Consider the following 13,859-nt stretch of genomic DNA (forward strand, 5'->3'; position numbering starts at 1 on the left):
GTGTGAGCATGGAATCAAGAAACGTCGCGAAAGGAGCGGTTCGTCTCGAAGCCGAGAACATCGGCGGCATCGAACGGACCGAGGTCACCTTCGACCCCGGCGTGACGATATTGACTGGACGGAACGCGACGAACAGAACGTCGTTCCTGCAGGCGATTATGGCCGGTCTCGGCAGCGACCAGGTATCGCTCAAGGGCGACGCCGACGGCGGGAGCGTCTCGCTGCAAATCGGCGACACGGAGTACACCCGCGACCTCACGCGGCAGGCCGGTGGCATCTCCTTCGGTGGCGACCCCTACCTGGAGGACTCGCGGCTCGCGGACCTCTTCGGGTTCCTGCTGGAGTCCAACGAGGCCCGGCGCACGGTCGCGCTCGAAGAGGACCTCCGGGACATCATCATGGACCCGGTCGACGCAGACGCGATTCAGGCGGAGATACGCAAGCTCAAGTCCCAGCGCGAGGAGATAAAGCGCCAGATAGAGGAACGCGAATCCCTGAAGGGGAAACTCCCGGAACTCGAGGAAAAGCGCGTCGACCTGGGTGACCAGATCGAGGAGAAGGAGGCGGAACTCGAAGAGAAACGGCAGGAACTGGAGGAGCGGTCGACGGACGCCGAGGAGGCGCGCGCCGAGCAGACGGAACTCGAAGAGAAGATGCAGTCCCTCCAGCAGACCCGCTCGCAGCTCGAAACCACCGAATTCCGGCTGGAGAGCCAGGAGGAGAGCCTCGACTCGCTCCGGACCGAGCGCGAGGACCTCGAATCGCGGTACGAGGACCTCCAGGAGGACGGGACGGACGACCTCGACGCCATCTCCTCGGAGATCAGCCGGCTGCGCGACCAGAAACAGCGCCTGGAGTCCGAACTGAGCAAGCTCCAGAACGTCATCCAGTTCAACGAGGAGATGCTCGACGGGACCAGCCAGGACATCGCTGCCGCGCTCAGGGGCGAGGACACCAGCGAGTCGGTGACCGACCAGCTGCTCGACGACCAGGACGCCACCGTCTGCTGGACCTGCGGGACGGAGGTCGACCAGGAGGCAATCGAGGACACCCTCGCCCGCCTGCGCGAACTGCGCCAGTCGAAGTACACGGACCAGAGCGACATCGAGGACGAACTCGACGACCTGAAGGAGCGCCGGTCGGCCGTCGAGTCCGCACAGCAGCGCCGCGAGAAGGTCAAGCGCCAGCTCGCCGACGTGCGCGCCGAAATCGAGGAGCGGGAGTCGAAACTGTCGGACCTGGAAGACCAGCGCGAGGAGCTAACTGCGGACATCGACCGCCTCGAAGACGAGATAGCGACGCTCGAAGAGCAGGACCGCTCGGAGGTCCTCGACGTTCACCGCGAAGTCAACGAACTCGACCTGGATATCGAGCGGTTGGAGGACGAGCGCGACCGCGTCGCGAGCGAGATAGCGGATATCGAGGAACAAATCGAGGAAATCGAGCCCCTGGAGGAGCAACGCGAGGGGCTGACCGAGCAACTGACGGAACTTCGGACCCGTATCGACCGCATCGAGGAGGAGGCCGTCGAGGCGTTCAACGACCACATGGACACCGTTCTCGACATCCTCGACTACGAGAACCTCGACCGTATCTGGGTCGAACGCGCCGAGACCGATGCTCGCGAGGGTCGCCGGAAGGTCACGAAGACGGAGTTCAGACTCCACGTCGTCCGTTCGACTGCCGACGGCGTCACCTACGAGGACGACTTCGCACACCTGAGCGAGAGCGAACGGGAGGTCACGGGGCTCGTCTTCGCGCTTGCGGGCTACCTCGCCCACGACGTCTACAACGAGGTACCCTTCATTCTGCTCGACTCGCTGGAGGCCATCGACTCCGGGCGCATCGCCGCGCTCGTCGAGTACATGGGCGAGTACGCCGACTACCTCGTCGTCGCCCTCCTGGAAGAGGACGCCGAAGCGCTCGACGAGGACTACCAGCGCGTCACCGACATCTGAGCGCGCGGACCCGCTCCGCGCCCCGTCTCCTGCTCCGCGTGTCTGCACGGAGCGGAGTCGGTCGACTCCGACCGCGACCCTGACACGCGTATCGCTGTAATCCCGATACCCGGACACGAGGGGAATCGTGGCCAGTGTTCACTCACGTCGAACTGCAGGTCAGCGCCGGTCGACTTTCATCCTGTTTTTGAGTCGACATTCGGCGAGGATGAACGCTTCTCAGCCCCGCCTGGGGCACAGAGGAGCACTCACTGTGGGCTGTCGCGATAAACTCGCGGACGAGTCAGCGAAACACCCGTTCGAGCTACCCGAACGACCGGGACGAGTCCAGTAGACGGCCGTCTCACTCCGTCTCCTCCGGTTTTCCTCTTGCCGCGTTCGGTTTTCTTCGCCAGTAGACGGTCCGCTCCGCATGAGGGACGGACAGATTGGTGTGAGAAGCGGGTCTCTGCCGGCCGAATTCGGCTATTTCGGGGTGATTTAACCAGGATGAACAGAGTTATGCGGCTCCGGTTCGCAGCTTGCACTATGGGAACAGACACCACGATACGCTCGGACGAACGGATGCTCGACATCATCGAGGCGCTGAAAGAGCACACCACGGCGGGCGTGACGGAGCTGGCGGAGGCCCTCGACATGCCGAAAAGCACCGTCCACGTCCACCTCTCGACGCTGCGGGAGCGGGGCTACGTCGTGCAGGACGACGCCCACCAGTACCGGCTGAGTCTCCGGTTTCTGGACATGGGGATGATGGTGCGGGAGACCCAGGAGATGTACGAGGAGGTGCTGCCGAGACTCGACGAACTGGCCGACGAGACAGAGGAGAAGGTGTGGTGGACCGTCGAGGAGAACGGCAAGGCCGTCTTCCTCGCGAACTCCGTGGGCAGTCACGCCATCCGCACCAACGCGCGCATCGGCCAGCACATCGACCTCTACCGCCTCGCCGCCGGGAAGGCGATTCTCGCCAACCTCTCGGAGGAGCGACGCCGGGAGATACTCGACAGCTACGAGTATCCCCTCCCGGGCTTCCAGAGCCGGGAGGACCTGGCGGACGAACTCGCCGACATCCGCGAGCGCGGGGTCGCCTACGGCACCGAGCAGTTCCTCCGGGGCGTCGCCGGCGTCGGCGCACCGCTGCGGGACAACTCCGGAAACGTCTACGGTGCCATCAGCGTCTCCGGGCCGGCCGACCGCCTCGACAGCGACCGGCTGGAGAACGAACTCTCCGACCTGGTCCGTGGTGTCTCCGGGGAACTGCGGGTCAATCTCTCCTACCGGTAGTTCTACTCTTTCGAATCTATGTCATCGGTTCCGAGTGGCGTCGAGAGACGCCCTGAACGGTATTTTCTCCCCAGAACGGTGATTCGGAGTGTTCTATTATACTGAACCACCCAACGTCCGGGCGGAGGCCCCAGAGCGACCGCTCCCGGGAAGGGTGGATTCAGTGGGGTGACGGTGGCGGTCGGGCCTTATCCCGACGTGCTGCAGGTGAGAACGGGCCGCTCGGAGTTCAGGATGACCTTCTGTGTCACGCTGCCAAAGAGCATCTTGCCGGCGGGCGAGCGCTTGCGCCCCGCGACGCAGATGGCGTCCGCATCGAGGTCCTCGGCCGTCTCGATGATGGACTGTGCCGGGTCACCGCTCCCCTCGCGCAGTTCGGTGTCGACCCCTTCCTCCTCGAACAGTTCCTGTGCCCGCTTGACCGAGTCGACCTGCGTCACGGATGCGCCCTCCGGATTGTCGACGAAGTCGTGCAGCAGGTACACCTGTACGTTCTCCGTGTCGAAGAGGTCCAGTACTGTCTCCGCCAGCGTGACCGACCGCTCGACGCTCTGGTCGATGCCGAGTAGTACGTCCTTCATAGTCGCCTATTCAGGGACGATTGTCAAATATGTATCGCTCGTCTGGCCGAAGCGGGGGCGTCAGTCGGCCATCCCGACGCCGAGGTGCTTGTTGAGCACGTCCTCGTTGTCGCGGACGTCCGACGCGGGGCCCTCGTGGACGATGTGGCCCTTCTCCAGGATGTAGGTGTAGTCGGAGACGTCCAGCGCGACCGGGATGTTCTGCTCGACGACGAGCACGGTGATTCCCTGGTCGTTCAGGTCCGCGATGATGTCCTCTATCTGCCTGACGATGTAGGGGGCCAGCCCCTCCGTCGGCTCGTCCAGCAGGAGGAGGTCGGGGTCGGCGATGAGCGCCCGCGCGATGGCGAGCATCTGCTGTTCGCCGCCGGAGAGCACGGACCCGTCGCTGTGTTCGCGTTCGCGGAGGTTCTCGAACATGTCGATGACCTCGTCCACGGAGGGCCCGTCGCTCGCGTCGACGCCTATCATCCCCATCTCGATGTTCTCGCGCACGGTCAGCCCGGGGAAGATGCGCCGCTCCTCCGGGACGAACGTGATGCCCTTCCGGATTGTCTCCTCCGTACGCAGCGTCGTGATGTCGTCGCCGTCGAAGGTAATCGTGCCTGCCGTCGGCGTCAGGTTGCCGACGATGGAGCGCAGCGTCGTCGTCTTGCCGACGCCGTTGCGGCCGACCAGCGAGATGACCTCGCCGCGTTCGACGTCCATCGTGACGCCCTGCAACACCTCTGTCAGGTCGTAGCCGGCGCGGACGTCCTCCAGCGAGAGCAGCGGGTCACTCATTCCCGTGCACCTCCCAGGTAGGCGTCGCGCACGTCCTCGTTTGCAGCGATTTCCTCGGGACTCCCGCTCGCGAGCACCTGCCCTCGCGTCAGGACGGTGATGACGTCCGAGACGCGCATCACGAGGTCGATGTCGTGTTCGATGAGCATCAGCGACTGGTCGGAGAGCACGTCGGCGATGAGGTCCATCGTCTCCCGCGTCTCCTCGCTGCTCATGCCCGCGGTGGGTTCGTCGAGCATCACGAGCTTGGGGTCTGTCGCCAGCACCAGCCCGATTTCGAGCCGGCGCTTGTCGCCGTAGGCCATCGTCTCCGCGAGTTCGTCCTCGCGTTCGCGCAGGCCGATCTGCTCCAGCACTTCCGTCGTGTGCTCGCTGATGTCGTCGAAGGAGTCCTTGTCGCGAAACATCGCGTCGCTCGCGCTGATGTCGTCGTCGTGGACCGACTGCGCGGCCAGGCGGACGTTCTCGCGGACGGTCAGCCCGCCGAAGACGTTGGTAATCTGGAACGAGCGGCCGAGTCCGCGCCGGACCCGGTTGTGCGGGGCCATTCCCGTTATCTCCTGGCCGTCGAACTCGACGCTGCCCTCGGTGGGCGTGAGCGCACCGGTGATGAGGTTGAACGTGGTCGTCTTGCCGGCCCCGTTCGGACCGATGACGCTGCGGAACTCGCCTCTCTCCACTTCGAGGTCGACGTGGTCGACGGCGGTCAGTTCGCCGAAGCGCTTGGTCAGTCCCTCCGTCCGGAGGATTGACTCAGTCATCCGTGTTCACCTCCGACTCCTCGATGCCGAGTTTCGATCCCTCGTCGCCCGACTCGCCGCGACTGGCGAGCAGCGAGGGGACCGAGACCAGTCCCCGCGGGACGAACAGGACGAACACGACGAAGATTGCGCCGATTATCATCCGCCACTGTTCGGTGTACGACGAGAGGATGTCCTCCGCGCCGAGGAAGACGCCCGCGCCGAGCATGGGGCCAAAGAGCGTCCCCATGCCGCCGAGCAGGGCCATCACGATGACCTCGCCGGAGTGAATCCACGCCAGCGTCGCGTCGGGCGAGATGACGAACACGCTGGGGTTGATTGCCAGCAGCCCGCCCGCCAGCCCGGCCATCCCGCCGCTGATGACGAACGCGCGGCGCTTGTACCGGGTGACGTTGTAGCCGATGAACTCCGTCCGTTCCTGGCTCTCGCGGATGGACTGCAGGACGCTGCCGAACGGCGCGTTCATGACCCGCCGGGCGAACAGGAACGAGAGCACGCCCAGCACGAGCGCGAGGTAGTAGAACACCACCTGCGGTCCGAGTTCGATGCCCAGAAGGTTGAACTCGATGTCCGACAGCGGCGCGCCGAAGCCGGCGATGCCCATCATCGCGCTGAAGCCAAGCAGCCCGTCGCTGCCGCCCGTGAACTGGAGCTTGAAGACGGTACTGTAGAGCAACTCGGCGAAGGCCAGCGTAATCATCGCGAAGTAGACGCCGGAGACCCGAATCGAGAGGCTCCCGACGATCCACGCCAGCACCATACAGAGCAGAATCGCGCCGAGCAGCGCCACGACGAACGACGAGGTGAGATGCAGCATCACCAGTGCCGAGACGTAGGCCCCGACGCCGTAGAACATCGTGTGTCCAAGCGGGACCAGCCCCGCGTAGCCCATCACGATGTCCAGGCTGAGCGCGAAGATGGCCCAGATGAGAATCTCGCTGAGCAGGATGACGTAGAAGTTCTCGCCCATCGACAGCAGGGCGAAGGGGGCGATAGCCAGCAGGCCGACGGTGATTGCGCCGAGTTTGACCCGGCGGTCGCTGCCGAGGACCGCACTCTCGCCACCGACGAGTATCTCCCCCTCGCCGCCTTCGGATTCCGCTCCACGTGTTCCGAACAGGCCCTGCGGTTTCACCAGCAGGACGCCGATCATCAGCAGGAAGACCGTCAGGCCCTCCAGGTCGGGGACGGCGACGGGGAAGCCGCCGAGGTCGAACAGTGCGGTCCCGCTGTAGGTCCGCATCAGCGTCTGGACGATGCCGACGAGCAGGCCGCCGTAGACCGCACCGCGGAAGCTGCCGAGGCCGCCGAGGACGACGACGACGAAGGCGGGGATGATGACGCTCCCGCCCATCCCGGTGTTGACGTTCTGGTAGCCGCCGAGGACGATGCCGGCGACGGCCGCGAGCGCGGCACCGAAGCCGAACACCAGCGTGTAGTAGCGGTCGATGTCGATGCCGACGTTGCGGACCATCTCCCTGTCGACGGAGCCGGCCCGGATTATCATTCCGTACTTCGTCCGGTTCAACAGCAGCCAGGTCCCCGCCGCGAGCAAGGCGGCGAAGACGATCATGAAGTAGTTGTACAACGACAGGGAAATCGAGAAGAAACTTATCGGCTGGCCCAGGAAATCGGGCACGGCCAGTTGTTGCTGTTGGGTGCCCCAGAGGAGCCTGATGAGGTCGTTGATGACCAGCACCAGCCCGAAGGTCAGCAGGATGTGATAGAGCGGGTTCCGGCCGTACAGCGGCCGGACGGTCAGCCGTTCGATACCGGCGCCGATGACGCCGACGAGGAGCGGGGCGGCGACGAGCGCGACCCAGAACCCGACGCCCGCACCGAGCGGGTCGACGACGCTCAGCGCGAAGTACGCACCGAGCGCGAACAGTTCGCCGTGCGAGAAGTTGATGACGTCCATCACCCCGAAGATGACGGAGAGCCCTGCGGCTAACAGGACGTAGACCATCCCCAGCGTGACCCCGTTAAGGAGTTGTTCGATGAAGTCTGCGACTACCATGGGGACTCAGTCAGTTCATGTTGCAGCCGATTTCGCTGGCCGGGGGCAGCGTGTCGGGGCCCTCGACCTTGTTGAGCAGTTCCACGTCGGCGATGTCCCTGTCGCCCTGCACGAGTTCGCCCAGCCAGGTCGGGTTCGTCGCCTGGTGGTCCTCCTCGCGCAGCGTGATGTCGCCCAGGACCGTCGTGAACGTGCCGCCTTCGAGCGCGTCCCGGACGTCCGGCGGCGAGGTGCTGCCGGCCTCGTTCATACCCTTCGCCATCAGGCGCATCGAGTCGTAGCCGACGCGCGCGAAGTTGCCCGGCAGGCCGTCGTTGGCGCTCTGGTAGGCGTCGACGAACTGGGTGTTGTCGCCGAGGTCGATGTCCGGGAGGTAGCGGACGCCGCCGTAGGTACCGAGGCCATTGGAGCCGATGCCGGCCCGGACGCTCTGGAAGGTCTGGGTCCCACTGACGACGGCCACGTCGTCGGTCAGACCGGCGTCGGCGGCCTGGTTGGTGAAGCTCACCAGGTCGCCGCCGGTCATCCCGACGACGACGACGTCGGCCTCGGAGTTGCTTATCTGGCTGATGAAGGAGCCGTAGTTGCCCGAACCCAGCTGCGACGCCGTCTTGCCGACTTCGGTGAAGCTGTCGTTGGCCGCCTGCATCCGCTCCTTGACGCGGGAGTACACCGAGTCGCCGTAGGCGTAGTCCGCGATGTGGAACCAGACGTTCGAGCCGAGGTTGTTGACAGAGTACGCCGAGATGGCCTCGGCAATCTGGGCCGTGTTGGTCTCGAAGCGGAACACCCACTCGTTGCAGGCGCTGCCCGTAATCGGGACTGCCGCACCGCCCGGGAAGTAGATGAACTCGCGGCTCTTGGCGAACTCGTTGAGCGACAGCGCGACAGAACTGGAAATCGCACCGAAGACGAACTCCGCACCCTCGTCCCGGACGACCCGCTGGGCCTCTGACTGGGCCGCACCCGCGGTGGTCTGGGTGTCGCCCGTTACGAGGTCGAACTCGAAGTCGTACTCGTCGGTGTTGTTTATCTGCTCGACTGCGAGTTCGGCACCGGCGCGCTGGCCCGGGCCGAGTGAGCTGTACGCCCCGCTGATGGGGTTGATGCTCGCCACGGTGACTGTCGTCGTGCCACCAGTGGACCCGCCGTCGCCCCCGGAGCCGCCGTCTCCGCCGTCACTCCCACCGTCACCGCCGTCGCTGCCACCGTCACCGCCGTCGCCACCGTCGCCGCCACAGCCAGCCAGGCCGACGGCCCCGGCTGCACCGGCGAGGGTCAGGAACTTCCGACGCGAGGTAGCAGTTCGCACACGCTTGTCCGTACCGCCATCAGTGTCTCTCATGGTCACACTCCTCAATGGAAACTTCACCGTAATAAAACCTTCTGTGTCCCAAACCGCGTTCTCCCGAGAGAACGGCCCGTCACCCCGCGATTCCGCCGATGCGGAGTCGCCGCCGCGGCGCTACTGCACCCAAACTGTCTTGCGGTTGACGAACTCCTTGATGCCGGCCTCGGAGAGTTCGCGGCCGTAGCCGGCGTCTTTGATGCCCCCGAAGGGGACCCGCGGGTCGGATTTGGTCATCTCGTTGATGTAGACACAGCCAGCCTCGACGTGGCGGGCGAGGCGCTCGCCGCGCTCGCGGTCCTCGGTCCAGATGCTCGCACCGAGTCCGAAGCGGGTGTCATTCGCCACCTCGATTGCCTCCTGTTCGTCGGCCACCTCGTAGACGGCCGCGACCGGCCCGAACGTCTCCTCGGCGTCGACGGGGCAGCCGTGGGGCACGTCGGTCAGGACGGTCGGCGGGTAGTACGCCCCCTCCCTGTCGAGGGGTTCGCCGCCCGTCAGCACCGTCGCTCCGGCCTCGACGCTTCCCTTGACCTGCTCGTGGAGTTCCGCCATCAGGTCCGGGTCCGCCTGGGAGCCGATGTCCGTGTCCTCGTCCATCGGGTCGCCGACGGTCAGGGCCTCGAAGGCGTCGACCAGTTCGTCGACGTACTCGTCGTAGATGTCCTCGTGGACGATGAAGCGCTTGGCGGCGATGCAGGACTGGCCGCCGTTCTGGTTGCGCGCCTGCACGCCCGTCTCGACGGCCGCCTCGACGTCCGCGTCGTCCAGCACGACGAACGGGTCCGACCCGCCCAGTTCCAGCACGGTCTTCTTGAGTTCCCGGCCGGCCGTCTCGGCGACGGCCCGGCCCGCGGGGCCGCTGCCCGTGAGCGTCGCCGCGCGCACGCGGTCGTCGGTCAGGACGTCCTCGACCTTGCCCGACCCGACGAGCAGCGTCTGGAAGACGCCTTCGGGGTACCCGGCCTCCTCGAAGACTTCCTCCAGCGCGAGGGCACACCCGGGGACGTTCGAGGCGTGTTTCAGCAGGCCGACGTTGCCAGCCGTGAGATACGGCGCGGCGAAGCGGATGACCTGCCAGAACGGGAAGTTCCAGGGCATCACGGCCAGCACCGGCCCGAGCGGGTCGTGGACCGTTTTGACCTCCGTCCCCGGCGGGCTCGGGTGGTGTTCCGGTTCGAGGTAGGCGCTGGCGTACTCCGCGTAGTGGTCGCAGGCCCAGGCGCACTTCTCGACTTCGCCGACGGCCTGCGAGATGGGTTTGCCCATCTCCTTCGTCATCATCTCGGCGTAGCGTTGCTTGTTCTCGCGGAGGACGTCGGCCGCGTCGGCGAGCAGCTCCTCGCGCTCGCGCATCGGGCGTTCGCTCCACTCCTCGAAGGCCGCCGTCGACTTCGACAGCGCCGCCTCCACGTCCTCGTCGTCGTGCTCGTCGTACGAGCCGACGGCTTCTCCCGTGGCGGGATTGATTGCGTCCATGACGCTTGGTAGTCCCGAGCACAGGGTCTTAGGTATTTTGCTGCACCTCCTCCCCCCGGGTCGACCTCAGGATTTATTTTGTGGCGTGTAAAAGACCAACCCGATGTACAAGCACATAGCCCTGCTCGTGAGACAGGACGGTATGTCTCACCAGGAGTTCGTGGACTACTGGCAGACCAACCACACCCCCATCGCGAAGGACATCGAGGGCGTCGTTCGCTACCATCAGGTCCTCCCCACGGAGCCCGAACACGCCGAGTTCGACGGGCTGGCGGAACTCTACTTCGAGACGCTGGACGACCTCCACGAGGCGCTGGGCAGCCCCGGTTCGCGCGACTACGACCCGACCAAGGAAATCGCCGCCGAGGCCCGCGAGGACGTAAACAACTTCCTGGCCGTCGAGGAGCGCCCGCGCATCATCGGCGAGGAAATCGTCCAGAAAGACGAGGTCGGCGGCGACACCGACGGCCTCTACAAGCACTCCGCATTTCTCGTCCGTCAGGAGGGCATGACACACGAGGAGTTCGTGGACTACTGGCAGACCAACCACACGCCAATCGCCCGCGAGATCGAGGGCGTCGTCAAGTACAACACCGTCATCCCGACCGACCCCGGCAACGCCGAGTTCGACGGCGTCGCGGAACTGTACTTCGAGGACCTCTCGAAACTCTACCGGGCACTCGGGAGCGAAGGGTCCCGCGACTACGACGCCCCGGGTGGCAAGGCCAAGGAGGCCCGGGAGGACGTGGACAACTTCCTGGCTATCGCAGAGCGCCCGCGTTTCATCGGCCAGGAACAGCTCGTCAAAGACGAGTCCTGACCATGCCCGACTACGAGACGCAGGTCCGCGAGGCGTTCCCGGAACTCGACGACATTCAGAACGACGACCTGCGCGGGAAGGTGGTCGAGGCGTGGGTGCGCGCGCTCGACCGCGGCGGCTGGAAACACATCGAGGACATCCCCTACGCCTGGAACATCCACGAGGTGACCAACGTCGAGCACGTCCGTGGCGTCACCCGCATCGCCAGGGAATCGGCCACGGAGCAACGCGAGTTCCACGGTGCCGACCCCGACGTGGACGTCGTGGTCGCGGCGTGTCTGCTCCACGACGTCGGCAAGTGCTACGAGTACGTCGACTTCGTCGACGAGGAGAAACTGCTGGACCCGGACCCCGAGTACGCCACGGAGGAAGTCCCGCACTCGCTGTCCGGCTACGCGCTGGCCCACGAGGTCGGCTGTCCGCTGGCCGTCCAGCGCGCGATTCCCCACTTCATCGGCGAGATTCCCACGCGCACGATGGAGGCCGAACTCGTCAAGAGCGCCAACTCCGCCTCCTCGAACGCGATTACCCAGTCGGCGATGGGCATCACGCTCCAGGAGTGGGTCGACGAGTACTCCCAGACCCAGTAGCGGACGGTCCCGCGCTCACTCCGGTCGCGGCCGGCGACCGGTGCCGCCCTTGCCATGTCTCGGCGTACCACATGATATAAGTCCTACGAGTCAGTCGTTCTATACATGCCAGTCCCAGGCTACGACCCCGACGACGTGGACAACCTGCTCGAACAGAAACTGAGCGAGACGGACGTCCGCTCGCAACTCTCCGACGCGGAGCTGGAGTCCTACGAGAATGGCGACGCCCGCCTCGTCGAACTGCTCGACGAGGACCAGATAGACCAGTTGCTCGACGAGGCGAAGTGAGGCGACGCCTCAGTCCTCGTCGTTCCGCCTGCGTAGCCAGACCAGCGCCGACCCGAGCACTGCGGCAGCGCCGGTCAAGGCGGTGAAGCCCGCGCTATTCTCGCCCGTAATGGCTGTCGCGCTCCGTAAGTCTCCGGGTTTCGTTGAGCCGTACCCGGCTATCCGGTCTTGTAGACGCCGCGTGCGTCGGCGACCTGCGCGCCGTCAGCGGCGTAGACCTCGACGTCGACGACGCCGACGTCGCCCCCGTTGCGCACCACGTCGGCCTCCGCGTGGAGGTCGCCTGTGCCGGCTTCGAGGTAGTCGATGCGCATGTCGATGGTCGGGACTGGCTGGTCGACCAGCGAGACCAGCGCGGCCCCGCCGACGGTGTCGGCGAGCGTGAAGGTGACGCCGCCGTGGGCCATCACGCGGTCCTCGTTCCAGGACAGTTCCTCCCGCATCTCGATGGTGCCCTCTGCGTGTCCGTCGGCGACCTCGGTCACCTCGACGCCGAGCAGGTCGGCGAACGGCATGTTCTCGAAGAAGTCTTCTACGTCCATGGTCGTCCGTTCGTTTCTGGAGCCGGGGAGATAAGCGTTGATGTTCGGCCGACCGCCGTCAGTTGCGATGGTCGTAGACGCGGCGGACCTTGCCGACCTCGGTGCGCTCGATGGTGCCCGGCTGGACCAGGTCGAGTTCGTCCGGCGTGAACGAGAGGACGTTCTGCAGCCGCGTTCGTATCTCGTCTTCCAGCGTCCCCGCGCTCCGTTCGACCGCCTCGTCCAGTTCGATGGTGAGTTCCATGACGTCGAGGCTGCCCTCCCTGTGGAGGTCGATGCGGTAGTGCGGCGCGACGCCGTCGACGTCGAGGATGACGTGTTCGATTTCGCTCGGGTAGAGATTGACGCCCCGGACGACCAGCAGGTCGTCGGCGCGGCCGGTGACGTTGTCCATGCGGACCATCGTCCGGCCACACTCGCACTCGTCGTAGTTCAGCGTCGTCAGGTCCCCAGTCCGATACCGGAGGACGGGGAGCGCTTCCTTGGTCAGCGTCGTCAGGACGAGTTCGCCCTCCTCGCCCTCCTCGACGGGTTCGCCGGTGCGGGGATTCACGACTTCGGGGTAGTAGTTGTCCTCCCAGATGTGCAGGCCGTCCTGGGCCTCGGCACACTCCGCGGCCACGCCGGGACCGATGATCTCCGAGAGGCCGTAGTTGTTGATGCCGGTGGCGTCCAGGCGCTCCTCGATTTCTTCCCGCATCGGCTCCGTGCAGGTCTCCGCGCCGTAAGCGATGACCGATATCGACAGGTCGCGCGGGTCGTATCCCATCTCCTCGGCGGTCTCGGCGAAGTACAGGGCGTAGGAGGGCGTGCAGGCGAGCGCGTCGCTGTCGAGGTCGTCGGCCAGTTCGACCTGGCGCTGTGTACCACCGCTGCTGGTCGGTACCACCGCGGTCCCGAGTTCCTCCGCCCCCTGGTGGAAGCCGAGGCCGCCGGTGAACAGGCCGTAGCCGTAGGCGTTCTGGACGACGTCCCCCGGTTCGACCCCGGCGGCCGCCAGCGACCGGGCCATCGTCCGGCCCCAGAGGTCGAGGTCGTCCGCGGTGTAGGAGACGATTTTGGGCTTGCCGGTGGTGCCCGAGGAGGCGTGAATCCGCCGGATTTCGGAGTCGTCGACGGCGAAGAGACCGTCGGGGTACTCGTCGCGGAAGTCCTCTTTCGTCGTCATCGGGAGTTTCGTCACGTCGTCGACGCTCTGGATGTCCTCGGGTGTGACGCCCATCTCGTCGAGTTGGGCGCGGTAGAACGGGACGTTCTCGTAGGCGTGCTCGACCGTCTCGTGGAGGCGCTCGCCCTGCAACTCGCGGAGCGCTGCCCGGTCGAGAGACTCGTTACTGCTGCGCATGGATTCTGTCCTAACCAACTGGAGGGTCTGTAAAAAAGATTCGTGATATTCCGGTCAGACCCGCTC

14 protein-coding genes are annotated in these 13,859 nt (G+C 65.5%); 5 read left to right on the forward strand and 9 right to left on the reverse strand.

The genetic code is table 11. From position 1 onward, the window contains the following. Positions 1-8 precede the first annotated feature (8 nt). Both WDJ57_RS18580 and WDJ57_RS18585 read left to right on the forward strand, forming a co-directional pair. On the forward strand, positions 9-1,958 hold the full coding sequence (locus WDJ57_RS18580; protein WP_338902451.1) for an archaea-specific SMC-related protein: 1,950 nt from the start codon (positions 9-11) through the stop codon (positions 1,956-1,958). Positions 1,959-2,486: 528 nt separating this feature from the next. After that, entirely contained in the window at positions 2,487-3,239 is a 753-nt protein-coding gene (locus WDJ57_RS18585) for an IclR family transcriptional regulator (RefSeq protein WP_338902452.1), read from the forward strand. A 188-nt stretch (positions 3,240-3,427) separates the two neighbouring features. On the opposite strand, the gene WDJ57_RS18590 is transcribed toward WDJ57_RS18585, so the two are convergent. The 6 genes from WDJ57_RS18590 to WDJ57_RS18615 all read right to left on the reverse strand — a co-directional run bounded on the left by WDJ57_RS18590 (position 3,428) and on the right by WDJ57_RS18615 (position 10,208). Beyond that, a complete protein-coding gene (locus WDJ57_RS18590) occupies positions 3,428-3,820 on the reverse strand; it encodes a universal stress protein (protein ID WP_338902453.1) in 393 nt (130 codons plus the stop codon). Between the two features lie 60 nt (positions 3,821-3,880). Beyond that, on the reverse strand, positions 3,881-4,603 hold the full coding sequence (locus WDJ57_RS18595; RefSeq protein ID WP_338902454.1) for an ABC transporter ATP-binding protein: 723 nt from the start codon (positions 4,601-4,603) through the stop codon (positions 3,881-3,883). Beyond that, positions 4,600-5,364, reverse strand: a complete 765-nt coding sequence (locus WDJ57_RS18600; RefSeq protein ID WP_338902455.1) for an ABC transporter ATP-binding protein — start codon at positions 5,362-5,364, stop codon at positions 4,600-4,602. The genes WDJ57_RS18595 and WDJ57_RS18600 overlap by 4 nt, the downstream gene beginning before the upstream one ends. After that, positions 5,357-7,381 (reverse strand): ABC transporter permease, encoded by a 2,025-nt coding sequence (locus tag WDJ57_RS18605; RefSeq protein ID WP_338902456.1) that lies wholly within the window; start codon positions 7,379-7,381, stop codon positions 5,357-5,359. The genes WDJ57_RS18600 and WDJ57_RS18605 overlap by 8 nt, the downstream gene beginning before the upstream one ends. 10 nt (positions 7,382-7,391) lie before the next feature. Continuing rightward, positions 7,392-8,726 carry an ABC transporter substrate-binding protein gene (locus WDJ57_RS18610; RefSeq protein WP_338906315.1) on the reverse strand — a complete coding sequence of 445 codons (1,335 nt, stop codon included), beginning with the start codon at positions 8,724-8,726 and terminating at the stop codon, positions 7,392-7,394. A 120-nt stretch (positions 8,727-8,846) separates the two neighbouring features. Beyond that, positions 8,847-10,208: an NAD-dependent succinate-semialdehyde dehydrogenase gene (locus tag WDJ57_RS18615; RefSeq protein WP_338902458.1), complete on the reverse strand. Its 1,362-nt coding sequence runs from the start codon at positions 10,206-10,208 to the stop codon at positions 8,847-8,849. A gap of 103 nt (positions 10,209-10,311) precedes the next feature. Between WDJ57_RS18615 and WDJ57_RS18620 the strand changes: the two genes are divergently transcribed. From WDJ57_RS18620 to WDJ57_RS18630, 3 genes are all read left to right on the forward strand, one after another. Beyond that, entirely contained in the window at positions 10,312-11,028 is a 717-nt protein-coding gene (locus tag WDJ57_RS18620; protein WP_338902459.1) for an EthD domain-containing protein, read from the forward strand. 2 nt (positions 11,029-11,030) lie between these two features. Then, entirely contained in the window at positions 11,031-11,618 is a 588-nt protein-coding gene (locus tag WDJ57_RS18625; protein WP_338902460.1) for an HD domain-containing protein, read from the forward strand. 105 nt (positions 11,619-11,723) lie between these two features. After that, positions 11,724-11,906 (forward strand): hypothetical protein, encoded by a 183-nt coding sequence (locus WDJ57_RS18630; RefSeq protein WP_338902461.1) that lies wholly within the window; start codon positions 11,724-11,726, stop codon positions 11,904-11,906. A gap of 9 nt (positions 11,907-11,915) precedes the next feature. Here the strand turns inward: WDJ57_RS18630 and WDJ57_RS21690 are convergent, their stop codons facing one another. The 3 genes from WDJ57_RS21690 to paaK form a co-directional block, all read right to left on the reverse strand. Then, the gene (locus WDJ57_RS21690) at positions 11,916-11,984 is read right to left on the reverse strand and encodes an MYXO-CTERM sorting domain-containing protein (protein ID WP_417750489.1); all 69 of its coding nucleotides are present in this window, start codon (positions 11,982-11,984) and stop codon (positions 11,916-11,918) included. A gap of 80 nt (positions 11,985-12,064) precedes the next feature. Beyond that, positions 12,065-12,448 carry a PaaI family thioesterase gene (locus WDJ57_RS18635; protein ID WP_338902462.1) on the reverse strand — a complete coding sequence of 128 codons (384 nt, stop codon included), beginning with the start codon at positions 12,446-12,448 and terminating at the stop codon, positions 12,065-12,067. 58 nt (positions 12,449-12,506) lie between these two features. Continuing rightward, positions 12,507-13,793, reverse strand: a complete 1,287-nt coding sequence (gene paaK / locus WDJ57_RS18640; RefSeq protein WP_338902463.1) for a phenylacetate--CoA ligase PaaK — start codon at positions 13,791-13,793, stop codon at positions 12,507-12,509. Between the last annotated feature and the right edge of the window lie 66 nt (positions 13,794-13,859).

Origin of the sequence: Salinibaculum sp. SYNS191 (assembly GCF_037338445.1) — an archaeon.
GTDB lineage: Archaea > Halobacteriota > Halobacteria > Halobacteriales > Haloarculaceae > Salinibaculum > Salinibaculum marinum.